The sequence below is a fragment of the Pseudomonas lopnurensis genome (assembly GCF_015070855.1).
Taxonomy (GTDB): Bacteria; Pseudomonadota; Gammaproteobacteria; order Pseudomonadales; family Pseudomonadaceae; genus Stutzerimonas; species Stutzerimonas lopnurensis.
Genome location: NZ_JADDIX010000052.1, coordinates 1 through 24,313, shown reverse-complemented (window position 1 = coordinate 24,313; position 24,313 = coordinate 1). Strand labels below are relative to the sequence as shown.

Here is a 24,313-nt window from a genome sequence, read left to right as displayed (position 1 = left end):
CTTGAAGTTCTGGTCGTGGCTGTTCCTTGCCATGGCTGCGTCCCTGTCCTGTTGCACCGCCAACAGCCTCCCACAATGCGCCCGTCAGGGCACGGCGGCGTCGGCAGTTCGTGAAGCGGCTCGCATGGACAGGCGCCCACGCCTCGAAACTCCCGCCGCTGGCCCAGTGCATGCACGCCCGTCATGCAGCCGAGAACGGATCAGCGACCAGCAAAGCACTGTTTTTTCCGGCCCTATGCCCGCACCACAGCTGAATCCTGGCCACAGCAACCCTACCGATCCGAGACTGGCACACCCAGTGCGTAGGCAGATTCAGCCAGTTTCGGGGACCTCGGTACAAGCAGGCCGAGAATCCTAATGCCGATCAGATAAGGCTTTTTGTCCACTCTGTGGTTACGGCAGAGGACGCTTTTTGTAGGAGCCGGCTTGCCGGCGATCGGCGGTTCAACAGCATCGCCAGCAAGCTGGCTCCTACACAGGCCGACATTTCACGCTTAACTGACTGGCATTAGGCCGAGAATTCCCCTCTTTTTATTCGGGTGAAACAAAAGGCCGCTCATGGTGCGGCCCTTCTTCTTTTCCAGCGATAGCGGCATGGTGCTGTTCTTGGCGATCACGCATGCTCGAGCGCTTTCAGAGCAGCCTTGGCTAGAAAGCCGGAGCGGCTTTTCTGGTCCGGATGATTCTTCACGTATTCATCGATCCGGTTCAGCAGGTGACCCGGCAGAGTGATATTCAGCTTCTCGGCCTTGCCCAGATATTTGATCACATCGATATCGATGACTGCCCAGGTGCAACCCGCATAGTCGGGATTGGCCGCGTGAAAGGTCACCTTACTGGCTACAGGGATCGGCGCCCCGTCCTCCGCCAGAATTTCCAGATGACCTTCGATGGCTTCGCGGGCGCTTGCCATGGCTTCGTCCAGATCGTCGCCCGCTGAAAAGCAGCCCGGAATATCCGGTACTTCAACACCCCAAGCGTGTTGCTCGTCGCCGGGAAAAATCGCAATGGGGTAGAGCATAATCTCGACTCCTTCGGAATCAGTGGTGAAGCGCCCTGGTCACTTGAGCTGAGCTTGTTTCAAGATGCTGTTTGCCGTTTTGGCCAGTAAGTCCTTCTTGGGGTGGGGGACCGTCACCAGCCCAGGCTTCGTTGGATGCTTGAAGTGGTGGTGACTGCCCTTGACCCTGACCTCGTACCAACCATCAGCCTCGATCATCTCTATAAGCTGTCGACTATTCACATTCACGTCCCTGCGCCTGCGCCTGCGGTCACGGTAGTGACAATACCCACCAAAAACTCAACAATCAACACCATAACCACATGACAACGAACGGCGATCTGGATTTCATGCTCGATTCCTGCGTAGCTGTAGCGCAGATGTGCTACTTTTTCCTTCAGCTCAGGAGACAGATGCCATGACCACCACGACCATCCGCATGCCGGAAGAACTCAAGGAACGTGTCCGCCAGGCCGCCAGTCGCACCGGCACCAGCACGCATGCATTCATCCTGCAAGCCATTGAGGAAAAAGCGGAGCAGGAGGCGCTCCGCCGTGACTTCGATGAAACCGCGAACCAGCGTTACGCCCGCATCCTCGAGTCAGGCGAAACCATTGCCTGGCCGGATATGCGCCGCTATCTCGAAGACAGTGCCCAGGGCAAACACCCTGCACGCCCCATCGCACGAAAACTGGCGCCCTGAACGTGACCCGGATCGAACTGGCGCCGGAATTGGCCGATGACATCGAACGGATAGTGCTCCACCTCGCCGAAAATGCGGTGCCCAATCCGCAAGCCCGAATCGATGAAATAATCTCCGCTATCGATGTGCTGCAACGAAACCCTCTGATTGGACGCATGACTCCCGAAAACAATCGGGAGCTCGTGATCGGCAGAGGCTCGCACGGCTACATCGCGCTCTATCGGTACCTGGAGCAGATCGATACGGTTTTCGTACTGGCAATACGTGCGCAACGGGAAGCCGGCTATCACTGATGCGGCAGAGTCCTCTGTGCAAACCGAAGCAGTAGTGACTTTTACATTCCTCGATAGGGCTCGCGCCGCCGGCCACGCATATGTACGCCCAGCATGCAGTTGGAAATGAATCGACAGCCAGCGATACACTAGTGGACTGTCTGTAAAGTTCACCAACCTAATGCTAGGCCAGTATACTGTGCGCTCTATCGTCATGGATTGAGTTCCCATATGGCCCGACCAGCAGCCCCATTTCTCTTGAGTCCCAGCGATGCCGACATACTGCAAGGCTGGTTGCGCATGGGATCGCTGCCTCAGAGCATCGGCCAGCGGGCCAGAATCCTGTTGTTGCTGGCCAACGGTCTCACGCCCAAGGAGATCAGCGAGCAACTGCAAGTCTCTGCGTCAGTGGTCTTCAAATGGCGCAAGCGCTATCAGGAAGCCGGCCTGGAGGGGCTGAGTGACCTGCCGCGCAGCGGAGCGCCTCGCAAGCTCGACGAAGCGAAGATCAAGGAAATCCTGACGCTGACGACCCAGCGAGTGCCGCGCGAGGCTACCCACTGGAGCCTGCGGTTGATGGCCAAGTACGCGGGGGTCAGCATCTGGCAGGTCGCACAGGTGTGGGCTGCTGCCGACCTCAAACCGCACCGGTTGAAAACCTTCAAGATCAGTAATGACCCGCACTTTGCAGACAAAGTGGTCGATGTCGTCGGGCTCTACTTGAACCCGCCCGACAACGCCTTGGTGCTGTCTGTAGATGAAAAAACGCAGATCCAGGCACTGGACCGCACACAGCCCATGCTGCCGCTCAAGCCTGGGCAGGTTGAGCGGCGGACACATGACTACAAGCGCCACGGTACGGCCAGCCTGTACGCCGCCTTTGACATCCTGACGGGCAAGGTCATCGGCCGTATCACCCAGCGACACAGGGCCAAGGAGTTTCTGGAGTTCCTTCGACAGATCGACCGCAGTACCCCCGCCGAGCTGGACCTGCATGTGATTTTGGACAACAGCTCGACTCACAAGACCGCTGCCGTCAGGGAATGGCTGGAGAAACATCCCCGTTTCAAGCTGCACTTCACGCCGACCAGCGCCTCGTGGCTGAACGCCGTGGAGGGCTGGTTTGCGCAGCTGGAAAGGCGGGCTCTTTATCGTGATGCCTTCAGCAGCGTGGCTGACCTGAGAGCGGCTATACGTCGCCTCATTGAGGCTCATAACGAACACTCGGCCAAGCCGTTCCGCTGGAGTAAAACGGCTGAGTCGATTATCAGCTCCGTGCATCGAGCAAAGCTGGCTGTAATCCGAAATGAGTTGTTGAACTAACCAAACAGGCCACTAGCCTTCCTGTGTCCTAAGCAAATCGTGAAGAAGACTTTCCTAAACGGAAACGCCAGGCCTTGGCCCTACTCCGGTATTTCAGCACCTCAGATAAGCGGGCTGAATAGAATAACCAGAAAATTTCAAAATAGTACACAGGGGCTACAGATACATAGACTACGATTTTCGACTGGGACAATAGTATTGTCTCTAGCATTACGGACTCACGTAGCCCAAATGCCATAAGCCAACCCCCAAACCAAAGTGTTGCAAGTACAAAGTAGGCATGTGAAATACTTGTTGCCCATTGAATCCAGGGGCCATATCAAATCTTCTGAGCCGTATACGTCGAAGGCGCCTAAGCTTCAACCTCTTAGCCAGTTTTCCGATGTCATCTGGGGCGTCTGCTAGCAAATAGCGTATGCCCTTCCACAGCTGCCCGATAGCCCATATGGCTATCGCGCCGATGAGAGCATCACCTATCTTTTCCAATAGAACCAATAGTGATGATTCCAATACCATGAGCAACCCTTACTTCGATTCATGACAATTTTTCTCTCGAGAGCAAAGGGGACAGATTTTTATAGGACAGAACTCCGCTTCTGGTCGATATCTGCCTTACGCTTCTCGTTTCCCACTGGTAACCGCTTTCATATTTATCGATAAACCTCACGACGAAAGATCAACGGCTCCGGCCCTTGATAAATACCGAAGGTTATCGAACTGCGCGTCTCGGCAATCTCCCCCTCCCCATGACTACAGACTCCACCAAGCGGGGCGTTGGCCTCGCTGCGCTGGCGGCATAGCCAGGTGGCATTGGCGTCGTTGTCTTTGTCGAGCAGCAGGTGTCGGAGCAGCACACTGCCATGAGGGGAGCTGGGTGCGGTGGCGGTCACCTGCAACAGAGACTGATCCCAGTCCGCTGCGTCGAGCGTGGCGGCAGTTACGCCTGGATCGGGGAAGCTCAGTTGTTCGGGAGTGTCGATTGGTTCGGTCAGTGTCGTGCAACTGTCGGTCGCCGACTGCCAGGCCGCACCGCTCCAGTGTTCCAGCATGATCGGTGCTTGAGCGCTATTGCCGAGCGGGATGCGGATATTCTCGCTGCGGACCCGGCCGAGGCGGAACTGGCTGTCCTGAATGAGTCCAGAGACCAGGACTCCCACGGTCTTCTCGCCCCAGTCGGATTCTTCGCCTTGCCGGTTCGAGAAGTAGACCTTATCGTCGTCATGCAGATCCCAGACAATCCATTTCAGCCCGAAAGGCGCATCCGCGGCCGAGGGCGTGGCCTGGCGTGGATAGTGGTAGTCGTCGTTGAATTGCAGCCGGGCATTCGTCGGGTCGAGCTCAAGGGCGGGCCTGGGCGTAACGTGCGACTCCTCATCTTCGACGGGTGCCGAGTCGCTGCGGTAGAGGCCATAGACCTGGTCGGTACCGACCCTCCAGAAGTCATCCCGGTAGTTCAGCGTCTGGTTACCACCCCGGCCGAAGCCCTTGACCTCCAAGCCGCCGGACAGCCGAGTCGGCTGGTCCTGATAGGTGAAGGCCGACGCCGCACAACCGAACTGCTGGATCAGAGTGGATTCGACTTCCAGCCATGCCGGAATGATACGGCCAATGACAGCACTCTGACTGATACTGTCCGACATATCTGCATCCAAATAAGCAGGAGGCGTTTCCGTCTGGATACGGAAAAAACCGACCTCATTCAATGTCACATTGGCACTTACTGTACCATTTATCACTTGATCATCTTGATGCTTGAAACTCCCACTTGCTGTACCTGCCATCCCACCCACTGGCTGAATCAGCTTGGGTATTCCTTCAAAGTTCGTTGACTCATTCTGACGATAATTAGGCGTAGGATCGTTGTCACAAATATTTTCTGCAAGCAGCGGCTCGTCGGTTGAGCCGTAGACCTCTCCATTTCCGTCCCAGCGGATTGCCCTGACGGATACTGAAAAGGAGTCGCCCGCCTTGAAACGTACAAGGCTATCAAAGTCAATAATTTCTTCATCTATCGAAATGGGAGCCTCTTGTGGCGGCTTGATACAAAAGCCATAGGGACGGGAAACGAACGAATCTTCTCCCGTCATGACCAACCCCTCGTCCTCGCTGGAAGCACTGCCTTCGTAACGGGCGGTCAGTTTGATCCTTCCGGCATCCATATAGGTCACAGGCAATGACGCAGAGGCATCGCTACCAAAGGTCAGGGAAATGCTTTGCGCAGGCTCCCCAGGAATCAACGTCGTGCCCGCCACTACCGGCGCCATGGTTCCGCTGGTGGGATTTTCGTAGCTGGCACTAAACGAAATCTGCCGGGCTCCCCCACTGGCGAATCCAGGCACACAGGCTTCTGTGGTTTCATCCTTTCTGACCGCCTGTATATGGGCGGCCTGCTCCTTCCCCGCAATCATCGGAGACAGATCCTTGAATATGAAACCACTGTCTCTCAACGTGATCTGGCAGTTGGCAGTGCTGCATAGCGTCGCGTTGATGGCCTGCGGATCAGCCGACGCTATTCCCAATGTGTAAACGCCCGGAAGGCGCTTCATATAGGCCGTACCCTGTCCGACGAAGGTCAATGTCCCGCTACCCTGCCAAGCTCCGGCCGGACTCAGAGTTACAGTGGCGGAAACAGAAGACAGGTTGCCTTGCGAGTCGTAAGCGGAGACCTTTACGGGTACGGGCTCACAGGTCAACGCCGTCGCGCTGTAGTCCAGTGAGTAGTGATCCACGGCTATGACGCTGGGCTCATCGTCGCAGAGCGGGCCAAGATCCACCGGGTCGAGGTACTCGACGATGCTGCCCTGGCCGATATAGACGTTACGACCGGTGATGCCACCCTTGTAGCGTGCGTTGTTGCTGAAGTTGATGGTCACGTCGCCTGCCGCGTAGACGAAGGCAGGCAGGTCCGTCTGGCTGGTGAGGGTGATATTGCCCGTGGAATACATGACCAGGTCGCCGCCGGAAAAACCTTCGAAGGAGGCATCATGCTGGACATTGATATCGCCCCGGACAAATATCCGCACGACACCATTTCCACCGATCTTGCGAAATTTCGAAGCTACATTCGCGGTGAATCCACCATCGATCCAGTAGTTTCCGGGGCTCAGCTCGAAGGTGGAGTTGTAGGCCGGGTTCAGCGTGCCCATCTTGTGGTCGTAGTTCGCCCGGGTATAGCGAATGGTCGCCGTGTTCCCCGTCGAGAAGTTGCCCGAATAGATACCGCCGGTGACGACCGCGTTCATGCCCAGGCTGACCTGGCCACGTGCGTGAATCTCCCCGGGAAAAACGAAATTGTTGCCAACCGTCACGTTGCCCTGCACATAAAGCCTGACCTGACCTTCGGAGAAGCCTTCGATCTGGGCCTGGCCGATGTTCACGTTGCCCGAGACGTACAACGTCACCATGCCGTCGTTGCCGCTCAGCCGACGTATGCGAGTGTCCTGAGCCTGCCAGTCGAGGTTGCCGTTGACCCAATAGGTTCCCGGCTGGAACTCGACCGTGGATTGGTAGGCAGTGCTGATGGTCTTGACCTTGTAGATGCTGTTGGCCGTGGCGAACCTGATCGTCGACGCTTGGCCGACCGAGACGGTGCCGTAGTCGCCTGCGGATAGCGACAGCGTGCCGGACTGATAGCCATTGGCGATGTTGTTGTCACTGGTGGAAAGCTGGAAGGTCGTGGGCACATCGCTGCCCGCCTGGAAGTCCACATTGACCGTACTGGTGTGGTTGCCGGTTGCGCTACAGATGACACCGTCACACAGGCCGTACTGATCCGCCCATGTATGGGTATGGTTGACGGTCGGAGCATTCAGCGTGGGGCCACTGCCATAGACACGAGACATATAGCCCATCTGGATGAAACCGCTGGGCGAGTGGCTCTGGATGCCGCCAGGGAATACAGCCGTGCATTGCTCGGCAGATTGGACACAGACCGCCCACAGGGCAAGAACGACGCACAGAGCCCTTCGGTAAAGCAGTGGCAGACAATTCTCGCTCATTACTTCCTCTCCACCACGGCCTTCAGCTCCCTGAATGCATAATCACCATTTCTTGCGCTTCCATTCTCAGCCCTGGAGGTAATCGTATAGAACACCGGGCTGGAAGACGTGCAGGTCGCGATACCACTCTCAGTCTGGCAATTCGTCTCTTCCACCAACTCGGTGGATGGCATGAACGAGCAAGTCACCTCGACATTGAAACCATCAACGGACAGGATCTTCACCTCCGCACACGCAGACTCGGATGCGCTCATATGCAAAATTCCCCACTCCCCCCCCGCCTTCGCCGCCTGGTAGGCGCGAGCCTGTTGCAGGGACAAATTGGTGGTGGTGTGCTGGACGCTAGCGAGGTGCATCATCGCGGCGATGGCGCCACCAATCACGATCATCACGAACAGGGCGGCAACCAGGCCGAAGCCGTTCTGGCATGGCGCATGGGATAGCGGGCGAGAACGATATCTGTCAGGGCGCATTGCTCACCTGTACCTGACGATAGAGGGTGACCGATTCGTCATTCTGGGTTAGTTGCAGACTAATGCTGACCAAGCCGTTACGGGTCAGGGTGCCGGGGTCGTAGGTGAAGCTGCATTGGGTCATTACATGGGGTGTCAATTGGCCCTGAGTAAAATCATCAATATTCTCACTCAGATTGCTGCGTATCCGCGGGTAACTTCGCCGCACCAACTGCCCCACACTGTTATCAGTGCCGCTGCACGTATAGCGCACCGCTTCGCTAGCTAGGTAAAAACGGTGCTGCGGTGACGCGGAGGCGAAGCGAAACGCCGCTTCTTCGCTGAAGTCTCCGGTCAATACGCCATTGCCGACCAGGGTGCCGTTTTCACTCCAACCCCCCACCTGCCAGGTAAATACCTTGGGCGAAATGCTTGCCCGCACAGGTGCCGTATTGGCCTGCCAGGCATCGTTACCGGCACTGCCCGTGTTGTAGATGATCAGGTAGTGGGGAGTATCGTTGCCTTCGGTATCGACCGGTCCGAGCATGGGAATCCGGCAGATCTCGCCAGCTTCGCAGTAGGGTGGATCGTAGCGCCCTGTCGTGCCTGCATCCGTGACATTGGCTCGGTAGCGACCGGCGGCGACGATAGGGATCAGGTCGAGAGTCCTGCTATCGGGAACTCGCACCGAGTTCGGTACTGCCAGACGAATGTCCCGGGTGATGCGATCCAGAACGATGGCAGCCTGGTCGGTGAGTTCGGCACGGCTGCGCTGGTCCATGAAAGCTTTCATCGGTCGATTGAGCGCTGTGCCCACCAGGACGACAACGATGCCGGCCAAGGCGATGACCATGATCAGTTCGACCAGGGTAAAACCCCCTTGCCGGTTTCGCTCCAGCATGGTGACCGTCGGGCTGCCATGAAATGCATGCATGGCCCTCTGGGCCATGAAGCCAACAAAGGTTGGCCGGGGATAGAGCGATATGCGTGCCATCAGTAATCCGCCCGGTAGCCGATCAGAGTCACGGCTGCGCGTGGCTGCGCAGTGGGAGTGACGGTGACAGTAACTTTCTCCAGCGTCTCGTCGCTGAGCGTGACCGACTCGGTACCGACCTCCACCTTGTATCTATCGGCCAAACTCACAGGCAGAGGCAGACTTTGCGTGTTGTCCGAATACTTGGGCGCCTCACTGCGAATATCGGCAATGGCGGGCAAGGCCTGAAGAGTTTCCAGCACGCCATCGGCGATATAGAGGCTCTGCTGGGTCAACAGCGGATCGGCAGAACGACCGACGATACTGGCCTGGGCGCTGTAGAGCGCGGTCAGCACGATGCCCAGGACGACGATGGTGATCACCAGTTCGATCAGCGACATGCCCCGCTGGGGCCGGATATATCTGCTCATTACTGCCCCTGCGCGATAAATCCATTGGGATGGACGGTGAAGCTGAGCTCCTGGCCACCGTTCTTGCGGGCGATGGTGAGTACGGCATTCCCGGCAGGTGGTTCGACCCGCTGTCCCAGGGAGGCGAAAGCCAGGGTCAACGTCGAGGATATGACGCCGGTGGGTGCCGTACCGCTGTAGTCGCCCCCTCCGGGGTGGGCAACCGCCTGGTCCTGATCCGGGCAAGGAGCCGGTGTACCGTTGTAACTGACAGAATAACTAGAGGGAGCAATATCGACTTTTATCTGGCAGCCGCTGGACAGCGCCTGCTTTTGCGCATAGCGAACTGCTGTGATCAGTTCGTCGTAGTAGAGGCGCTCATCGAAATCCCGACGGTCGAAAAGACGCGGAATAGCCACGGCGGAGAGAATGCCAAGGAGTACGATAATGGTGATCAACTCGATGATTGTGAAGGCCTGCTGGGTTTTGGACATGGGCCTACTTCCACCAATGCGATAAGTGAATGGTAGTAATGCACTCAACGATTGCGGCAGTCATCGGTGGTGACGGGAAAAGAGCCGCCTCCCGAGCGCAAGGGTTCGAAGCGTGGCGTTTGACCCGCGACGGTTGGTGGGAAGTACTTAAATCCACAGCCGGTATTGGTGGTATTCAGACTATCTTTCAGAGCGATTCCACCACTCGCCTCGTCGCCATGGCCATCGAAGTCGGTTTCCAGCCCTGCCGCTCTCAATAGCGCATAGCGCGTGGCGGGATAGCCGAACACGACCTGAACGTCGACTCCCTCGAAAGCAATCAACTTGCCATCTGAATCCAGCCCCTCACCGCGTATCTGGGCAACGGCATTGACCATCTTGGCTGCAGTTCTCGCAGAGCCAAGTGCAGCATTGGCCGTCGCGGCACGAGCATCGGCCTGCAAATCTCCCAGGCGCGGCAAAGCCACTGCGGCCAGGACGCCAAGGATCACGATAACCATGATCAGTTCGATCAAGGTAAAGCCAGATTGCCCATGGAACATCCTGTTTATTCTCCTATCCGAGACAAATAGCCCGGCAAGCCGGGCTATAAAACTCGAAACACGACTAAATCAGATAAGCTTTAGCAGTCATCAGCAGTCAATGGCGCATTACTATTAGCCGTTGTTATCGCCCCAGCAGTTGCCGTACCCCCACCGGTGGCAGCCACAGGAACTGTATAAGTGAAAGTACAATTCGGATAGCTTGAGTCATTGCCTCGCTGATAAATATTGGCACCACTTGCAACAAAGTCCGCCTCCAAGCCAGCAGCAACCAAAAGATCATTAACAGTTGCTGGGTAGCCGTTGATGAGATCTATTTCTTCATCTTCAAGTTGGAGTTCTGCCGTATCTCCTGTCAGCCCCTTGGCCGAAGCCAAAGCACGTACGATCGCCAGAGACGATTTGGCAGACCCAAGCGCACCATTGATCGATGCAGCACGTGCTTCAGCAGCCACGCTGCCGAGCCGCGGCAACGCAACCGCCGCCAAAATACCGAGAATCACGATAACCATGATCAATTCGATCAGGGTAAAACCACTTTGCTGCTTCTTCATAAACAGATTCCTTTATCTTGGGTAATTGCCATCATTCCGTACGCCACAAAAATGACGCACAGACTCCTCCTTTATCAGAGCAACTATCGTAGCCCCGATAAGAATCGTTACCGTAAAGGCACTTAGCCATCACTGAACTTATAGTCTACTTCACCCGTTTGGCTATTGAAATAAATAAGCCCGGCCGTTCTATTCGACTTATATATGCATTGTGCGCTCGTTATTTCCGCCCGCCAGTCCTTGCTGTCATCGAGACCGATAGTCGGTACGGGGCTATGCAGCAACGCTCGCCAGAGGCCTATGCAGTCATCGGCGCTTTCCAGCGCAGCCTTGCCCGCTACTCCCACGGGCCACCCCTGCGCGTTGAAAACAAGACGCATCTGTGCGCCAGCCGTATCGGGTGAATCCAGATATTGCGGCAGTTGCCGTTGCTCATGAGCCATCAACACCGCTCGCGACAGGCTGCTGGCGGTGAACTTCAGGGCAAGACGATAGGAGTTTTGGATGGTCGTCTGGAAATAATACAAACCAGACGCTAGCAAGACAGAGAAGACAGCAATCACGACAGTCAACTCGAACAGGGTGAAACCCTTTTCCCTGTTCATCAGCCCGTCCTCGAAGCCGCCGAGGACAGTTCCCACATGGGCAGGAACACGCCCAATGCCAGTACCAGCACCATGCCGCCCATGGCGACGATGAGGATCGGTTCGATGGCGTCGGCCAGTTGCTTGAGGTCGTAGTCGACTTCCTGTTCGTAGAAGTCGGCGACTTCGACGAAGAGGTCGTCCAGCGCGCCGGTTTCCTCGCCCACGGCCATCATCTGCAGCACCAGCGGGGTGAACAGGCCGCTGTTGTAGGCCGAGCGCGTCAATGCCTCGCCGCGCTCGACGCTTTCGCGGATAGAGAGGATCGCCTCGCCGATATGGCGGTTGCCGACGCTGGCGCTGTTGATCGAGAGGGTTTGCAGCAGCGGCACCCCGGCGCGGTACATCATCGCGAAGGTGCGGGTGAAGCGCGCCAGGGCGATGCGCTCGAAGATGCCGCCGACGATGGGCAGGCGCAGTTTGATGCGGTCCCACTTCAGGGCGCCGGTGTCGGTCTCGATCCACTTGAAGAAGCCGTAGAGGCCGCCGACGATGCCCAGCAGCAACAGCCACCACCAGTCGCGCATGAAGTTGGATGTGCCGATCAGGATGCGCGTGGCCAGGGGTAGCTGGGCATGGAACTGGGCGAAGACCTTGGCGAAGGCCGGGATCACCAGCAGGTTGATCACGCCCAGCGCGACGGCCATGGCGACGAGCACGAAGATCGGGTAGCGGGTGGCCTGCTTGATGCGCTTGCGGGTCTCGCGCTCCAGTTCCAGGTAGGTGGAAAGCTGCTTGAAGGCCTGGTCCAGTTGGCCGGTGTTCTCGCCAACGCTGACCATGCTGACGAACAGGTTGTTGAACACCTTGGGGTGCGCATTGAGCGCCACGGCCATGGATTGTCCGCTTTCCAGGCTGGTGCGAACGTCCTGCAGGATTTCGCGGAAGTAGAGGTTGCGGTTGGATTCGGCCAGGCCGCCGATGGCGCGGATGATCGGCACGCCGGCCTTGTTCAGGCTGTACATCTGCCGGCTGAAGATGATCAGTTCGTCCAGATCGACGCGCTTGCGGCGCAGTTTTTCGCGCAGCAAGGCGAAGGCATCGGCCCCCGCGTCCTGGCGCTTTTCGGCTTCGATGGTCAGCGGCGTGATCTGGCGGGACAGCAGTTCGCTGGCCACGGCGTCGGCGTTGATGCCTTCCAATGCGCCGGAAACCTTGGTGCCGCGCATATCGCGGCCGCTGTAGCGGAAGCTAGGCATGGGGGCCGGCCTCCTGTGGAGCAGGAGTCGAGGTGGTTTGCGCGAAAAGCGCCCCCTCTCCCCCGCCCTCGGCTTTGGCATCCTGCGTCGCCCTACCTCCTGCATCCATGCAGTCGTCTCCCGCGAGGGGAGAGGGGGTGGCTAGGCGCAGGCCTGTATGTGTCGATCGAGCCGTCGGTGAGCGGATGATCGCCAGCAAGCTGGCTCCTACAAGAGCGGTGCACGGTTCTGACCTGTAGGAGCGAGCGTGCTCGCGATAAGGGGGCGTCGGGTAGCCGCGGATCGCCAGCAAGCTGGCGCCTACAGGAGCGGTGCGTGGTTCTGACCTGTAGGAGCGAGCGTGCTCGCGATAAGGGCGCGTCGGGTAGCTGCGGATCGCCAGCAAGCCGGCTCCTACAGGAGCAGTGCGTGGTTCTGACCTGTAGGAGCGAGCGTGCTCGCGATAAGGGCGCATCGGGTAGCCGCGGATCGCCAGCGAGCTGGCGCCTACAGGAGCGGTGCGGCGCTGGGCGTTCATGCGCTCACCTCGTCGTCGGCCAGGGTGGCGCAGACTTTCAGCACTTCGTCGACGCTGGTGATGCCGGCGATGGCGTAGTCCAGGGCGCAGGCCGCCAGCGGGCGGTAGTGCGGCTGCAGGCGCGCCGCTTCGGCGAAGCCCTGCGGGTCGCCGCGGCGCAGCGCGGCGATCATCGGTTCGTCCAGTTCCAGCAGTTCGTAGACGCCGACGCGGCCGGCATAGCCGGTGTTGTGGCAGTGGTGGCAACCGCTGCCGCGCTTGAAGCTGCGGCCTTCCAGCGAGCCGCCGTGCAGCGTTTCCAGCCAGGCCAGTTGGCGCGGATCCGGCCGGTGCTCTTCCAGGCAGTTCTCGCAGACCCGGCGCACCAGGCGCTGGGCCAGCACGGCGTTGAGCGCGGTGGCGACCAGGAAGGGTTCGACGCCCATGTCGATCAGGCGCATGGCCGAGGTCAGGGCGTCGTTGGTGTGCAGGGTCGAGAGCACCAGGTGGCCGGTGAGCGCGGCGCGCAGGCCGATCTCGGCGGTTTCCTGGTCGCGGATCTCGCCCACCAGGACGATGTCCGGGTCCTGTCGCAGGGCGGCGCGCAGTACGCGGGCGAAGGTCAGTTCGATCTTGGCGTTGACCTGCACCTGGTTGACGCGCGGCAGTCGGTATTCCACCGGGTCTTCCACGGTGATGATTTTCTTCTCCGGGCTGTTCAGTTCGGACAGTCCGGCATAGAGCGTGGTGGTCTTGCCCGAGCCGGTGGGGCCGGTGACCAGCACCATGCCGTGCGGGCGCTGCAGCAGGCGGCGGAAGCGCTCGAGCATGGCCGGCGGCATGCCGGTGCCGTCGAGCTGGAACATCGCCCCGCTCTGGTCGAGCAGGCGCATCACCACCGATTCGCCGAACTGCACCGGCATGGTCGAGACCCGCACGTCGAGGTTGCGGTTCTTCACCCGGATGTTGAAGCGGCCGTCCTGCGGCAGGCGTTTCTCGGAGATGTCCAGGCCGGACATGATCTTCAGGCGCATGACCAGCGCCGAGGCGACCCGGTGCTCCTTCATCACCTGCTCGTTGAGCACGCCGTCGATGCGCTGGCGGATGCGCACCAGGCCTTCGTCCGGTTCGATGTGGATGTCCGAGGCCTTCATCTGCACCGCGTCTTCGAACAGCGTCTGCAGCAGGCGCACCACCGGCGCGTCGGTGTTGCTGTCGGCGCCCAGGCGCGACAGGTCGAAGTCGCTGTCCTGCAGCTCGCCCTCGAGTTCGCCGGCCAGCGAGGCGATCTCGCTGGTGCGTCGGTAGAGCTGGTCGAGCGCGCCGAGCAGTTCGCTCTCGCGCACCACCGCGGGGAGCACGCGCCTGCCCAGCAGGCGCTCCATCTCGTCCTGCGCGAACAGGTCGAGCGGGTCGGTCATGCCCACCAGCAGACCGTCGCCCTGGCGCGACAGCACGATCACCCGGAAGCGCCGGGCCACGGCCTCGGGAAGGCTCTGGGTCAGCTGGTTGTCGAACTTGTAGTGCTTGAGCTCGACGAAGGGGATCTGCAGTTGCTCGGACAATGCCCGCAGCAATCGCCCTTCGTCGATGAAGCCGAGGTCGAGTACCGTGCGGCCAAGTTTCGAGCCGGTACGCTTCTGATCCTGCAACGCCAGTTGCAACTGGGCCTCGCTGATCAACCCGGCCTGGACCAGCAGATCGCCGAGACGGATCTTGCGCTGGCGCATGTCCTGCGGCGTCATCGTTTACCTCCCAGGGCGCCGGCCCGTTCTTCGGCGAAGCGCCGGGCGTTGCCGTCCAGCCCCTGCCCCTGCAGCGCCAGGCGATAATGCCGGGCCGCCTGGGCGGGCTGGTCGAGCTGTTCGAAAGCGATGGCCAGCCCCAGTTGCCAGGCTGCCTGCTGCCCGTGGGCGTTGACCAGTTGCCGGTAAACCGCCGCACTGCCCGCCCAGTCGCCGACCTGCTGGTACAGGGCGGCCAGCAATGCGTGATAGGCCGGATCGCTCGCCAATGCGGGCGGGTTCTGTTTCAGGGTGGCGAGCGCGCCAAGGTTATCGCCATTCAGCAACTGGCCACGGGCCAGCAGCATGCGCAGTTCGGCGTCGAAGGGCTTCCGTTGCAGTTGGGCCGGCAACCAATCGAGCAGCGTCGCGCCATCGCCGGCGGCGAGATAGGCACGGGCCAACCAGCGGGTCGCTTCGGAATTGTCCGGTTGCGCCGCGTGCAGGCTCTGCAACAATTCGATGGCGCGTGGGTAATTCGCCTGTTGCAGCGCCTCCCGGGCCTCGCTCAACGCATCCGGGCGGTGGCTGCCGATCTGCATGAACGGCCTGGCCGAAACGGGCTGCTGCACGGTTTGCGGAACAGCCTGCACGGACGCTCGCTCCGTTTCGCGCAAGGTCGAGGGTGCTGGAGCCTGCTCATCGGGCGCCGTGCGGGTCACCCACTCGGGCAAGGCAGCCTCGTCCAGCGCCGGCTCGGCGAGCGGCAGATCCTGCAGGTCGACGGCCTCGCCGGTGGGCGCCGCGTTCATCTTCGTTTCCAGCCACAGCTGCCAATGGCCACCGGCCGACTCGAGCCGATCGCCGATGTCGAGGCGATCCATCATGCCGATCAGCAGCACCTGCACCTGGTCGCCTTGCTGCTCAACGCGCCAGGACAGGCTCAGGCCATCCTTCTCGATGCGGCCGCTACGCGCATCGCCGACCAGCTCCACGCCCGGCAGGCGCAGGCTGACCGCGCCGCCTTCGTCGGTTCGCTGGTAACCGACCGAGCGATCCAGCACCAGTTGCAGCACGAAGCGGTTACCGTCCTTTTGCGGCAAGACGTCCAGCAGCCGGGTCGCAGCGGGAGCCGCTGCCGTCGGAACGGCGACCGGCGCGTCGGCCACCGTGGCCTGGGCGCCCAACAGCCGCTCGATGAACAGCCCCAACGGAATCGCCACCAAGGCCATCGCAGTCAGCACCAGGACCCAACGACGCATGCGCTCGAAGCGCTCGCGGCGGGCGGTCGCAGCCTCGTCCACGGCGTACATGCCACCCAGTTGCTCGCGCTCGGCTGGCGCGGCGCGGCGCGCCTCGAGATCGCGCAGCATGTCGTTGACCAGGCTCATGGCAGAGCCCCGGAGAGCTGGGAAAGCCAAGGCCAGACACCCAACAGCAGACTCAGGGACACGGCGCCCGCCAGCAAGGCCCAGCGCAGCCGCGAGGAAGCGCGCAGGAAGGGTTTCGCCCCCTCGGTATCCGCCAGCGCCCGGCGCACATGACGCCGGTCGATGCGCCGGCGTCCCTCGCCGAAGGCAGCCATCAGACACTTATTGGCGAGGATGTTGAGCAGCCGCGGGATGCCTCCGCTGCCCTTGACCAGCAGACGCACCGCGGCCGGCTTGAACAACAGGTCGCCGCGATAGCCGGCCACCATCAGGCGCTCCTGCAGGTAGCGGCTCGCATCGCTGACATCCAGTGGACGCAGCCGATAGGAAAAGGTGATGCGCTGGCGCAACTGCCGAAAATCCTCACGGGCCAGGGTGGCGTCCAGCTCCGGCTGGCCGAACAGCACCACCTGCAGCAGCTTGCGCTGTTCCGTTTCGAGATTGGTCAGCAGGCGCAAGGCTTCCAATGTCGCGGGTGGCAGTGCCTGTGCTTCGTCGATCAGCAACACGGCGCTCCTGCCCTTGCCGGCCAGTTCGATCAGACGGCGATGCAGCACCGTGAGCAGGCCATGATTGTCCAGCCTGTCGACATGGGGCACGTGCAACTCATGAGCCAGCGCCTGGTGCAGCGCCATCGGGTCGAGCGCCGGATTCGGCAGCCAGGCGAGCTGGTAGTGTTCGGCATCGAGCTGCCTGAGCAGGGCGCGGCAAAGCAGCGTCTTGCCGGTACCCACCTCGCCGGTCACCTTGATGAAGCCTTCACCCTCGGCCAACGCCAGGCGCAGCAGGTTGAAGCAGGCCTGATAAGGCGCCAGCTGCACCATGAACTCGGTATTGGGCGTCAGCGCGAAAGGCTTCTCGCGCAGGCCGAAGAATGCCTCGTACATGCGCCTGCCTACCTCACCTGCCGGAACGACTCGGCGCTGCGGCGCAGTTCGTCGAGCCAGACCTGGTCGTCGATCACCTGCGGGCGCATCAGGATGACCAGTTCGGTCTGCTGGAACGCCTTGCGCTGCTGCTGGAACAGGCCACCGACCATGGGCAGCTTGGACGCCCAGGGGATGTTGGCGTCGTTGTTGGTGTTGCGGTTCTCCAGCAGGCCGCCGATGACCACCACCTGGCCGCTGCGCGCACGCACGATGGAGTCCGACTGGCGCGTGGTGGACAGCGCCAGCGGCAGGTTGAAGACGTTGTCGGCGCCGCCCAGCTGGATGCTCTTGTTCTGGTCCTGCACGCGGCTGACGGTGGGCCGCACGTGCAGGGTGACCTGGTCGTTCTCGTCGATCTGCGGCGTCACGTCCAGCGAGATGCCGGAGAAGAACGGCGTCAGGGTGATGTCCAGGTCCGGCGCGGTGGTGCCGCCGGCCAGCGAAGTGGTGGTGGTGGAAACGTCGGTGACGAAGAATTCGTCGGTGCCGACCTTGATCACCGCCTTCTGGTTGTTCAGCGTGGAAATCCGCGGACTGGAGAGCACGCGCACGTCGCCCTGGGTTTCCAGAAGCTGGAGCATGCCGCTGAAGTCGCCGACGCTGACCGCCGCACTGAACACGCCGCCGACGTTGTTCACGCCGGTCAGCGCGTCGCCCTGCACACCCAGGGAGAAGTCCGCATTGCCCATGCTGCCGAGCTGCGACCAGTTGATCCCGGCCTGAAAACCATCGGACAGGTTCACTTCGAGGATCTTGGTTTCAAGGATGACCTGGCGTTGCAGATTGCGCTGGGCCTGTTGCAAAAAGCGCTCGACACTCTGCTGGTCGCCACTCGACGCGCGGACCACCAGCAGGCCGGCCTGCGGGTTGACCACCACGCTGTTGCCCTCTTCGTTGCCGATCATCATCGCCACCACGTCGCGCACTTCGCTCCAGAAGTCCGCATTGCTGCTGGTCAGCAACTGGCTGGCGTTGACCGTGCTCGACGTCGTGCTGGTGGTGGTGCCGCTCGCCGCGGTGCCGGTGTTGTCGCTGGTGGTGACCTGGCCGGAACTGACCCGGGTGTCGGTCGAGCCCTGGCGCTGGACGTTGAGGTAATTCAGGTCATAGGTGCGGGTGATCGCCAGGTTCGGCTGGATCTGGTAGCCATAGCTGGTACGGCGATAGTCGTAGCCATAGCTGTCGCGCACCGCCGCGAGCACCTCCTCCAGCGTCACGTTGCGCAGGCTGAAGGTGATGTTGCCGGTCACGCCTGGGTGCACCAGCAGGTTCTGCCCGGCGCTGTCCATCAGGCTGAGGAAGAACTCGCGGGCCGGCATGTCGCTGGCGGCCACGTCGAAGCGCGGCCCGCTGGCGCCCGGCATGGCATCGAGGCTCATCGGCGGGATCAGCGCCGCCTGTACCGAGGGCGGCGGGACGACCTTGGCCTGGCTCTGCTCGAGGCTTTCCTCGAACAGGCGGTTGCTCTGCTCGTAGAGGCGCTTGTCGCCATCCTCGAATGTCTGGCAGGCGGCCAGCAGGCAGATCAGGCTCAGCAAGCCGAGGCGTGGCAAAAGGATCGGCATCATGGTGTGCTTTGGCTCGGAGTGATGACCGGTGCGGCCAGACGCAACAGCTGTCGCTGCCCGTCGCGCTCGATCAGGACGGAATTCGGGTTGATCGCCACGACCCGGGCATCGGCGAGGCGGTCGCCGACCCGCAGCGACGCGCCGTTGATGACGGCACGGGCGACCTGCGTGGTGCGGACGATGGCCTGCAGACGCAGAACAGCCGACGCCTCGCGCTCGGCGCTCGCAGGTGCGAACGCCGCGGGCGGCCGGGTCGGATCGAGGGCGAAGGCTGTGGTCGGCAGAAGAAACGCGAGCCAGGCGGCATGAAGCAATCTAGACACCTACCCACCCCGCTTCACGGCTCAGGGTATGCAGCTCGAGGGTGATCCGTGCGCTGTCCGGCCCGGCCTCCTCGATCCGATAGTCGAGGTTGTCCCAATGCAGCCGCCAGCCACTGTTCTGGACCGATTGCAGATAGCCGAGCAGCTCGAAGTAGCCGCCCGTCAGGGTGAGACGCAACCCATGGCGATAGAAGCTCGGCACCGCCGGCGCGGCCTGCTCCGCCTTGGTCCCCTCGCCGGCCGGCAGCTCCAGCGGCACACTGAAGCTCTCCAGTTCCACCAGTTGCAGGCGCGGCTGGTTGCGCAGCAGGTCCTGCAGCAACGCTTTCATCCGCGCCGGCGAAACCAGCGTGCTGGTTTCCTCATCGATACGGCGGATGATCCGTTCCCGGTTGTTCTGCGCGGCCTGCAGGGCCTCCCGGTAGCTGCGGTTGGGGTCGGCGGCGAGCCTGGCCTGCAGATCGAGCAGCGTATTGCTCGCTTCGAGCTGGCGGGCTTCCGCGCGGCGGTGCCGGTCTTGCTCGGCAGCGATGCGCTGCCCGAGCGGATCGGCGACCAGCAGGATGTAGAGCATGGCCAGCAAGGCCAGCCCCACCAGGTAACTCAGCCACTGCTCGCGGGGCGCCAGCGCCATCCAGCGCTGGCGCAGGCTGTTGACGGCGCTACTCATCGGCAGCCTCCTTGTCGGCACGCGACGACAGCCGGAAACGCAGCAGACCATTGTCTTCGCGTTGCAGATCGAAGCTGGCGAATTCACGCCCGCGCAACGCCGCGCTGCGCCCCAGGCTTTCCAGATAGAGCGGAAGCAGTTCCTGATTCTGGCTGAGACCCCGCAGCAGAAGATCGCTGCCGCCGGCCTGCAGGCGGATGCGCGTCAGCCACAATCCGCTCGGCGGATGCCGGTCGGACAGCGCGGTGAGCACCGGTACGAAGCCGTCGCGAAGCTGGCTGTCGAGTGTCTGCAAATGACTGGCGAGGCGCTGCAACTGGCGGTTCTCCGCTTCGCGCTCCGCCAGTTGAATCGGCAATTGGGCATCCAGCTTCGGCTCGCGGTAGTCCGCTTTGAAGGCGGCCAAGCGTGCTTCGGCCGCCTGTGCCTGCTCCTCGGACCGCTGCCGGCTCTCGCCCGCATAATGCAACTGCCAACCCTGCACGCCGGCATGCGACAGCATGAACAGCGCCAAAGCCGAAACACCGAGCCACATCTGCCACGGCCGGGGTCCGCCTTTGCGGCGGCGCTCACGCTGATAGAGATTGATGTTCTGCATCAGCTGGCTTCCTGGCGCAGTGCCGCGCCGACCGCGCCGAGACAGAAGGCCTGGAGTGCCTCGGGCAGATCGGCGGCGGGCTGGCCGGGGAACAGCTCGCGCAGATCGAGCCGCTGCAGGTTCACCGCCAGGCCGCTGACCAGGGCCTGGTGGGTCCGCTCACCGTCCTGCTTCATCGGCAGCAGCATCAACCGGTTGATATAGCCCTTGCCGAGCTGGCTCTCGAAGTAGTCGAGCGAGCGCTGGATTTCCAGGGTCATGCTGGTCAGATCCTGGGACGCCCGGGCCAGGCCATGCTCGATATGCCGCGCCATATAGATGTCGGCGCCGTTCTGAATGCAGATCAAGCCTTCGCTGGTGCGTAGCCGCAGCAGCGCGAGGTTCACCCCCTCGGCTCCGGCGAGCAAGCCGAGGTTGCGAAACGCCATTTCGGTAATGTCGATGCTCGCCATGCGCAGGCCGGCATGCTCCACGAGCCCCGCATAATGCTGCATTCGGCTTTTCTCGAGGACTGCGCAGTAGACCATGCGCGTACGTCCACGGTAGGCGTCTTCAGGCAGCGCGAAGCAATCGATCACCACGTCTTCGAGCGGCTGGCTGATCATATCCTTGACGCGCCAGCGCATGGCATCGCGCAGTTCCTGGGCCGGGACATCGGGCGCTTCGAGCAGGAATATCTGATATTCGGACGGGTGCAGCAGCACGTTCGCCGGCAGGCCCTGCAAGCCGCGCTCGGCCACTACCCTTTCGAGCAGTTGCGCATGCGCATCGGCCGGCGCCTCGAGGTATTCGCAATACAGCAGCGCCGGCTCGCGTTCGGCCGAACGCAACGCCTGGGCCAAAGCGATACCGTGCGGATCGACTTCGATTCCAAGCACCCCGGCCGTTCTGGATTTTTTGGCTCTGGAAAACAGACCCACCACTGGCTCCCTCGCCAAAAATGTTCATTCAGTTGAGGCAACAGGATTTGCCATGATCGCTTCTAACCGATAGCAAATAGCCATATATTGGAGGACTCTAACAATATTGTTTTTTGGTGTCCAAATATTGTCGAAAGTCAATCAATGCGCCAGCAAAACGTCAAACTAATAACGTCAAACAAATATCGCCAGATGTGCCGATTCTCAAGGAAAAGCGTCAGCCGCGCTACTGCGCCCGATTGCCGCTCGTCGCTCGAACAATTCACAAAATGTGACATTGGCCGGACGGTTTTCCCGGAGAAGGAAAGAAGCTCCACCCGGCGGTACGGGCCGCCATGTTTCGCAAGCGTGCCGTATGTTGCAGGAGGCGCCTGCGCGTCTTCGATGCAGCACTGCTGGGCAGCAAACAGGGAGCAGCCCGAGAAAGCCGCATGTGCACACCGCGCCCGTAGGTGGGGCAAAAGGATAATCCGCGTTCATACCCGGCAGACGCGCGGGCAAGGCTTCGCCGTTGCCCACCCTACGGACTGGCGAAATCTATAAATTTGTCCAATAAAAACAAAGCGTTATTTTATGTTTGATGAGAACCAGCTTGCTCGCGATCATCGGCAATGTGGTCGGGACGCCAGCAACGACCAGGCGCCCCCAGGCGCACCAGGAAAGCCCAAGAGAGAGCATCGCCCGGGGCGGAGCGCGACAAAGAACCGGAACGCTCAGAACAGGCTCAGTTGCTCGAAGCCGCCGCGCAGGTCGATCAGACGCACACCCACACCGATCAGTCGAACCGGCCTCGAACCGCGGGAGAAGGCGCTACCGAGCAGTTCGGCATAGTCGTCCAGCTCGAGGCCCGCGCCGGCCTGCTCGAGGGTGGTCTGGGTGAAGTCGTGGAACTTGAGCTTCACGAAAGGCTTACCGGGCCGATAGCCGCCGTCCAGCCTCGCCATGCGAACACCGAGCTGCTGCAGAAGCTCCGGCAAGCGCTCCAGGCAGGCGGACAGATCGGGCAGGTCCCGGTCGTAGGTCTGCTCGACGCTGACCGACTGGCGCCGACTTTCCACCAGCACCGGACGCTCGTCGACACCTCGCGCCAACCCCCAGAGGCGCTCGCCGAACGCCCCGAACTCACGAACCAGCTCCAGCTTGCCCCACTCGCGCAAGTCGCCACAGGTGCGGATTCCCAGGCGCGCCAGCTTCTCGGCCGTGACCCGGCCCACGCCATGCAGCCGCTTCACTTCCAGCGCCTCGACGAAGCCTTCCACTTGCGCCGGCGTGATGACGAACAGACCGTCCGGCTTGTTCCAGTCGCTGGCGATCTTGGCGAGAAATTTGTTCGGCGCCACGCCGGCCGAGACCGTGATGCGCAGCTGCTGCCAGACCCGACGACGGATGTCCTGGGCGATGTGGGTGGCACTGCCGGCGAAATGCTCGCAGGTGGAGACGTCGAGGTAGGCCTCGTCCAGCGACAGCGGCTCGATCTGCTCGGTATAGGTACGGAAGATGTTGTGAATCTCCCGCGACGCCTCTTTATAGGCATCCATCCGCGGACGCAGGATCAGCAGGTCCGGACACAACTTGAGCGCATGCGCCGACGCCATGGCCGAGCGCACCCCGTAGGCGCGCGCCTCGTAGTTGCAGGTGGCGATCACCCCGCGGCGATCCGCAGCGCCGCCGACCGCGATCGGACGGCGAGCCAGGCTCGGATCGTCGCGCATCTCGATCGCCGCGTAGAAGCAGTCGCAATCGATGTGGACGATCTTGCGCGGGCGCGGCTCGCTCACCACCCCGACTCGCAAGGAACGAAGCACGAATGCCGGAAGTCATCAATACTGATGACGAGCGAGCCACTCGCCCGCAAGCAGAACAACCGGAGGTTCACATGAAATCCCTGAATATTGGAGCATTGGTTCTTGCCGCACTTTTCTGCACCGCCGCCACGGCGGATCAGGACATGATGAATACGCAGCCCCAGGGCATGCAGACCCAGCAGGACAAGGCCAGCAACCCCCACATCGAAGCCCGCGAAGAAGCCAAGCGCAAGCACATGAAAATGCAAAACGAGGAGCAGTGGCGCAAGGACGCCGAGCAGCGCAAGCAAAGCGAGATGAAACGCCCCGAACAGTCCGGCAGCTAGCCGAGTGCGCAAGAGCTTCGCAGGAGCAGCCATGCCCGCGATGTCGTGCAGGCTGGTTCGCGAGCATGGCTCGCTCCTGCTACAGGGCGCAACGCACAGCGCGACCTACAGCTCCAGGGGATAGGGCTGCACCAGCGCCTTGCCGTAACCATCGATGAACTCTGCCGGCATCCGCTTGGGCTTGCCACTGGAAAGCTCGATGCAGACGAAGGTCGTCTGCGCCCGCAGCAGGGTCGCACCATCCGCCGGCCTGATCAGCTGAAAATTGCGCTTCATCTTCAAACGCCGGTCGGACTCGGAAATCCAGGTCCCCAGCTGCAGCAGATCCCCTTCGTAGGCCGCCGCGAGATAATCGATCTCGTGCCGCAGCACCGCCATGGCGCGATCCAGCCGATGATAATCGCCCATCCCAAGCCCCAGGCTCTGGGAATGCTGCCAGGCACACTGCTCCAGCCAGGTCACGTAGACCGCGTTGTTGGCGTGACCGAGCTCGTCGATGTGCTCGGGCTGCACCTGAAGATCGATGATGAACGCTTGCGCTTGATCCCAGCTCATTGCTCGTATGCCCCGACTGATTGCTTGCGACGCTCTATGAGACCGCAGACGGCCCGCCGAGTCACGCCCGTTGTTGCGCGCCATGACGGAGCATTCAGCAGCTCGGGGTCACGGCCGACTTTCGATCGGATTTGCCGGAAGTATTCTCTCTCGCTTTTGCGTGCAACAGGGCGATAGGACGCACGCGGGTAGGTTGGCGCTGAGCGCAGCGAAGCCCAACAGGCACGGGCATAGCGCGTTGGGCTTCGTCGCTTCGCTCCTCAACCCAACCTACGCAACCCGCGATTGGGACATAAAAAACAAAAAGGGCCACCTCATGCGAGATGACCCCTTGATGCCCAAGACGGGCAATGAAAATGGCGTCCCCTAGGGGACTCGAACCCCTGTTACCGCCGTGAAAGGGCG

Annotated in this window: 25 protein-coding genes; 4 read left to right on the top strand and 21 right to left on the bottom strand. The window is 61.2% G+C overall.

Annotated elements, in window-relative coordinates:
- Positions 1–613: 613 nt before the first annotated feature.
- Both IN820_RS09765 and IN820_RS09760 read right to left on the bottom strand, forming a co-directional pair.
- Positions 614–1,021 carry a type II toxin-antitoxin system HicB family antitoxin gene (locus IN820_RS09765; RefSeq protein ID WP_193680789.1) on the bottom strand — a complete coding sequence of 136 codons (408 nt, stop codon included), beginning with the start codon at positions 1,019–1,021 and terminating at the stop codon, positions 614–616.
- A gap of 39 nt (positions 1,022–1,060) precedes the next feature.
- On the bottom strand, positions 1,061–1,243 hold the full coding sequence (locus IN820_RS09760; protein ID WP_193680791.1) for a type II toxin-antitoxin system HicA family toxin: 183 nt from the start codon (positions 1,241–1,243) through the stop codon (positions 1,061–1,063).
- 175 nt (positions 1,244–1,418) lie between these two features.
- Between IN820_RS09760 and IN820_RS09755 the strand changes: the two genes are divergently transcribed.
- The 3 genes from IN820_RS09755 to IN820_RS09745 all read left to right on the top strand — a co-directional run bounded on the left by IN820_RS09755 (position 1,419) and on the right by IN820_RS09745 (position 3,298).
- Positions 1,419–1,703, top strand: coding sequence for a ribbon-helix-helix protein, CopG family (locus IN820_RS09755; protein ID WP_193680788.1), 285 nt, complete (start codon positions 1,419–1,421; stop codon positions 1,701–1,703).
- Between the two features lie 2 nt (positions 1,704–1,705).
- Positions 1,706–1,996 (top strand): type II toxin-antitoxin system RelE/ParE family toxin, encoded by a 291-nt coding sequence (locus tag IN820_RS09750; protein ID WP_193680787.1) that lies wholly within the window; start codon positions 1,706–1,708, stop codon positions 1,994–1,996.
- Positions 1,997–2,206: 210 nt separating this feature from the next.
- Positions 2,207–3,298, top strand: coding sequence for an IS630 family transposase (locus IN820_RS09745; RefSeq protein WP_193680786.1), 1,092 nt, complete (start codon positions 2,207–2,209; stop codon positions 3,296–3,298).
- A 650-nt stretch (positions 3,299–3,948) separates the two neighbouring features.
- Here the strand turns inward: IN820_RS09745 and IN820_RS09740 are convergent.
- From IN820_RS09740 to dinB, 18 genes are all read right to left on the bottom strand, one after another.
- Entirely contained in the window at positions 3,949–7,296 is a 3,348-nt protein-coding gene (locus tag IN820_RS09740) for a DUF6701 domain-containing protein (protein WP_193680785.1), read from the bottom strand.
- A complete protein-coding gene (locus IN820_RS09735; protein ID WP_193680784.1) occupies positions 7,296–7,769 on the bottom strand; it encodes a pilus assembly protein MshP in 474 nt (157 codons plus the stop codon). Before IN820_RS09735 ends, IN820_RS09740 begins: the two co-directional genes overlap by 1 nt.
- On the bottom strand, positions 7,759–8,742 hold the full coding sequence (locus IN820_RS09730; RefSeq protein ID WP_193680783.1) for a PilW family protein: 984 nt from the start codon (positions 8,740–8,742) through the stop codon (positions 7,759–7,761). Before IN820_RS09730 ends, IN820_RS09735 begins: the two co-directional genes overlap by 11 nt.
- Positions 8,742–9,152 (bottom strand): type IV pilus modification PilV family protein, encoded by a 411-nt coding sequence (locus IN820_RS09725; RefSeq protein ID WP_235989115.1) that lies wholly within the window; start codon positions 9,150–9,152, stop codon positions 8,742–8,744. Before IN820_RS09725 ends, IN820_RS09730 begins: the two co-directional genes overlap by 1 nt.
- Entirely contained in the window at positions 9,152–9,625 is a 474-nt protein-coding gene (locus IN820_RS09720) for a pilus assembly FimT family protein (RefSeq protein ID WP_193680782.1), read from the bottom strand. The genes IN820_RS09725 and IN820_RS09720 overlap by 1 nt, the downstream gene beginning before the upstream one ends.
- A 44-nt stretch (positions 9,626–9,669) precedes the next feature.
- Positions 9,670–10,140, bottom strand: coding sequence for a type II secretion system protein (locus tag IN820_RS22855; protein WP_408005233.1), 471 nt, complete (start codon positions 10,138–10,140; stop codon positions 9,670–9,672).
- Between the two features lie 107 nt (positions 10,141–10,247).
- Complete coding sequence (locus IN820_RS09710) at positions 10,248–10,721, bottom strand: type II secretion system protein (protein WP_193680780.1); 474 nt, start codon at positions 10,719–10,721, stop codon at positions 10,248–10,250.
- A 122-nt stretch (positions 10,722–10,843) separates the two neighbouring features.
- On the bottom strand, positions 10,844–11,326 hold the full coding sequence (locus IN820_RS09705; RefSeq protein ID WP_193680779.1) for a type II secretion system protein: 483 nt from the start codon (positions 11,324–11,326) through the stop codon (positions 10,844–10,846).
- Positions 11,326–12,564 (bottom strand): type II secretion system F family protein, encoded by a 1,239-nt coding sequence (locus IN820_RS09700; protein WP_193680778.1) that lies wholly within the window; start codon positions 12,562–12,564, stop codon positions 11,326–11,328. Before IN820_RS09700 ends, IN820_RS09705 begins: the two co-directional genes overlap by 1 nt.
- A 513-nt stretch (positions 12,565–13,077) precedes the next feature.
- Entirely contained in the window at positions 13,078–14,805 is a 1,728-nt protein-coding gene (locus tag IN820_RS09695; protein ID WP_193680777.1) for a GspE/PulE family protein, read from the bottom strand.
- On the bottom strand, positions 14,802–16,175 hold the full coding sequence (locus IN820_RS09690) for a tetratricopeptide repeat protein (protein ID WP_193680776.1): 1,374 nt from the start codon (positions 16,173–16,175) through the stop codon (positions 14,802–14,804). The genes IN820_RS09695 and IN820_RS09690 overlap by 4 nt, the downstream gene beginning before the upstream one ends.
- Positions 16,172–17,101 (bottom strand): ExeA family protein, encoded by a 930-nt coding sequence (locus tag IN820_RS09685; protein WP_193680775.1) that lies wholly within the window; start codon positions 17,099–17,101, stop codon positions 16,172–16,174. Before IN820_RS09685 ends, IN820_RS09690 begins: the two co-directional genes overlap by 4 nt.
- Before the next feature lie 8 nt (positions 17,102–17,109).
- Positions 17,110–18,711, bottom strand: a complete 1,602-nt coding sequence (gene mshL, locus IN820_RS09680) for a pilus (MSHA type) biogenesis protein MshL (RefSeq protein WP_193680774.1) — start codon at positions 18,709–18,711, stop codon at positions 17,110–17,112.
- Complete coding sequence (locus IN820_RS09675) at positions 18,708–19,034, bottom strand: Type II secretory pathway component (protein WP_408005232.1); 327 nt, start codon at positions 19,032–19,034, stop codon at positions 18,708–18,710. Before IN820_RS09675 ends, mshL begins: the two co-directional genes overlap by 4 nt.
- Positions 19,027–19,704 (bottom strand): type II secretion system protein GspM, encoded by a 678-nt coding sequence (gspM, locus tag IN820_RS09670; protein ID WP_193680772.1) that lies wholly within the window; start codon positions 19,702–19,704, stop codon positions 19,027–19,029. Before gspM ends, IN820_RS09675 begins: the two co-directional genes overlap by 8 nt.
- Complete coding sequence (locus IN820_RS09665; RefSeq protein WP_193680771.1) at positions 19,697–20,302, bottom strand: PilN domain-containing protein; 606 nt, start codon at positions 20,300–20,302, stop codon at positions 19,697–19,699. The genes gspM and IN820_RS09665 overlap by 8 nt, the downstream gene beginning before the upstream one ends.
- The gene (locus tag IN820_RS09660) at positions 20,302–21,180 is read right to left on the bottom strand and encodes an MSHA biogenesis protein MshI (RefSeq protein WP_328822094.1); all 879 of its coding nucleotides are present in this window, start codon (positions 21,178–21,180) and stop codon (positions 20,302–20,304) included. The genes IN820_RS09665 and IN820_RS09660 overlap by 1 nt, the downstream gene beginning before the upstream one ends.
- Before the next feature lie 755 nt (positions 21,181–21,935).
- Positions 21,936–23,000, bottom strand: a complete 1,065-nt coding sequence (dinB, locus tag IN820_RS09655; RefSeq protein ID WP_193680769.1) for a DNA polymerase IV — start codon at positions 22,998–23,000, stop codon at positions 21,936–21,938.
- A gap of 29 nt (positions 23,001–23,029) precedes the next feature.
- On the opposite strand from dinB, the gene IN820_RS09650 reads away from it, so the two are divergent.
- Positions 23,030–23,353, top strand: a complete 324-nt coding sequence (locus IN820_RS09650) for a hypothetical protein (protein WP_193680768.1) — start codon at positions 23,030–23,032, stop codon at positions 23,351–23,353.
- A gap of 105 nt (positions 23,354–23,458) precedes the next feature.
- Here the strand turns inward: IN820_RS09650 and IN820_RS09645 are convergent, their stop codons facing one another.
- Positions 23,459–23,908: an acyl-CoA thioesterase gene (locus IN820_RS09645; protein ID WP_193680767.1), complete on the bottom strand. Its 450-nt coding sequence runs from the start codon at positions 23,906–23,908 to the stop codon at positions 23,459–23,461.
- Positions 23,909–24,313 lie beyond the last annotated feature (405 nt).

What these genes read in the sequence shown, in the direction of transcription:
- IN820_RS09745 (WP_193680786.1), top strand. Translation starts at nt 2,207, where the DNA reads ATGGCCCGACCAGCAGCCCCATTTCTCTTGAGTCCCAGCGATGCCGAC.
- IN820_RS09730 (WP_193680783.1), bottom strand. Translation starts at nt 8,742, where the DNA reads ATGGCACGCATATCGCTCTATCCCCGGCCAACCTTTGTTGGCTTCATG.
- IN820_RS09700 (WP_193680778.1), bottom strand. Translation starts at nt 12,564, where the DNA reads ATGCCTAGCTTCCGCTACAGCGGCCGCGATATGCGCGGCACCAAGGTT.
- gspM (WP_193680772.1), bottom strand. Translation starts at nt 19,704, where the DNA reads ATGAGTAGCGCCGTCAACAGCCTGCGCCAGCGCTGGATGGCGCTGGCG.
- IN820_RS09685 (WP_193680775.1), bottom strand. Translation starts at nt 17,101, where the DNA reads ATGTACGAGGCATTCTTCGGCCTGCGCGAGAAGCCTTTCGCGCTGACG.
- IN820_RS09725 (WP_235989115.1), bottom strand. Translation starts at nt 9,152, where the DNA reads ATGAGCAGATATATCCGGCCCCAGCGGGGCATGTCGCTGATCGAACTG.
- mshL (WP_193680774.1), bottom strand. Translation starts at nt 18,711, where the DNA reads ATGATGCCGATCCTTTTGCCACGCCTCGGCTTGCTGAGCCTGATCTGC.
- IN820_RS09720 (WP_193680782.1), bottom strand. Translation starts at nt 9,625, where the DNA reads ATGTCCAAAACCCAGCAGGCCTTCACAATCATCGAGTTGATCACCATT.
- IN820_RS09705 (WP_193680779.1), bottom strand. Translation starts at nt 11,326, where the DNA reads ATGAACAGGGAAAAGGGTTTCACCCTGTTCGAGTTGACTGTCGTGATT.
- IN820_RS09665 (WP_193680771.1), bottom strand. Translation starts at nt 20,302, where the DNA reads ATGCAGAACATCAATCTCTATCAGCGTGAGCGCCGCCGCAAAGGCGGA.
- IN820_RS09710 (WP_193680780.1), bottom strand. Translation starts at nt 10,721, where the DNA reads ATGAAGAAGCAGCAAAGTGGTTTTACCCTGATCGAATTGATCATGGTT.
- IN820_RS09690 (WP_193680776.1), bottom strand. Translation starts at nt 16,175, where the DNA reads ATGAGCCTGGTCAACGACATGCTGCGCGATCTCGAGGCGCGCCGCGCC.
- IN820_RS09755 (WP_193680788.1), top strand. Translation starts at nt 1,419, where the DNA reads ATGACCACCACGACCATCCGCATGCCGGAAGAACTCAAGGAACGTGTC.
- IN820_RS09650 (WP_193680768.1), top strand. Translation starts at nt 23,030, where the DNA reads ATGCCGGAAGTCATCAATACTGATGACGAGCGAGCCACTCGCCCGCAA.
- IN820_RS09645 (WP_193680767.1), bottom strand. Translation starts at nt 23,908, where the DNA reads ATGAGCTGGGATCAAGCGCAAGCGTTCATCATCGATCTTCAGGTGCAG.
- IN820_RS09735 (WP_193680784.1), bottom strand. Translation starts at nt 7,769, where the DNA reads ATGCGCCCTGACAGATATCGTTCTCGCCCGCTATCCCATGCGCCATGC.
- IN820_RS09695 (WP_193680777.1), bottom strand. Translation starts at nt 14,805, where the DNA reads ATGACGCCGCAGGACATGCGCCAGCGCAAGATCCGTCTCGGCGATCTG.
- IN820_RS09765 (WP_193680789.1), bottom strand. Translation starts at nt 1,021, where the DNA reads ATGCTCTACCCCATTGCGATTTTTCCCGGCGACGAGCAACACGCTTGG.
- IN820_RS09740 (WP_193680785.1), bottom strand. Translation starts at nt 7,296, where the DNA reads ATGAGCGAGAATTGTCTGCCACTGCTTTACCGAAGGGCTCTGTGCGTC.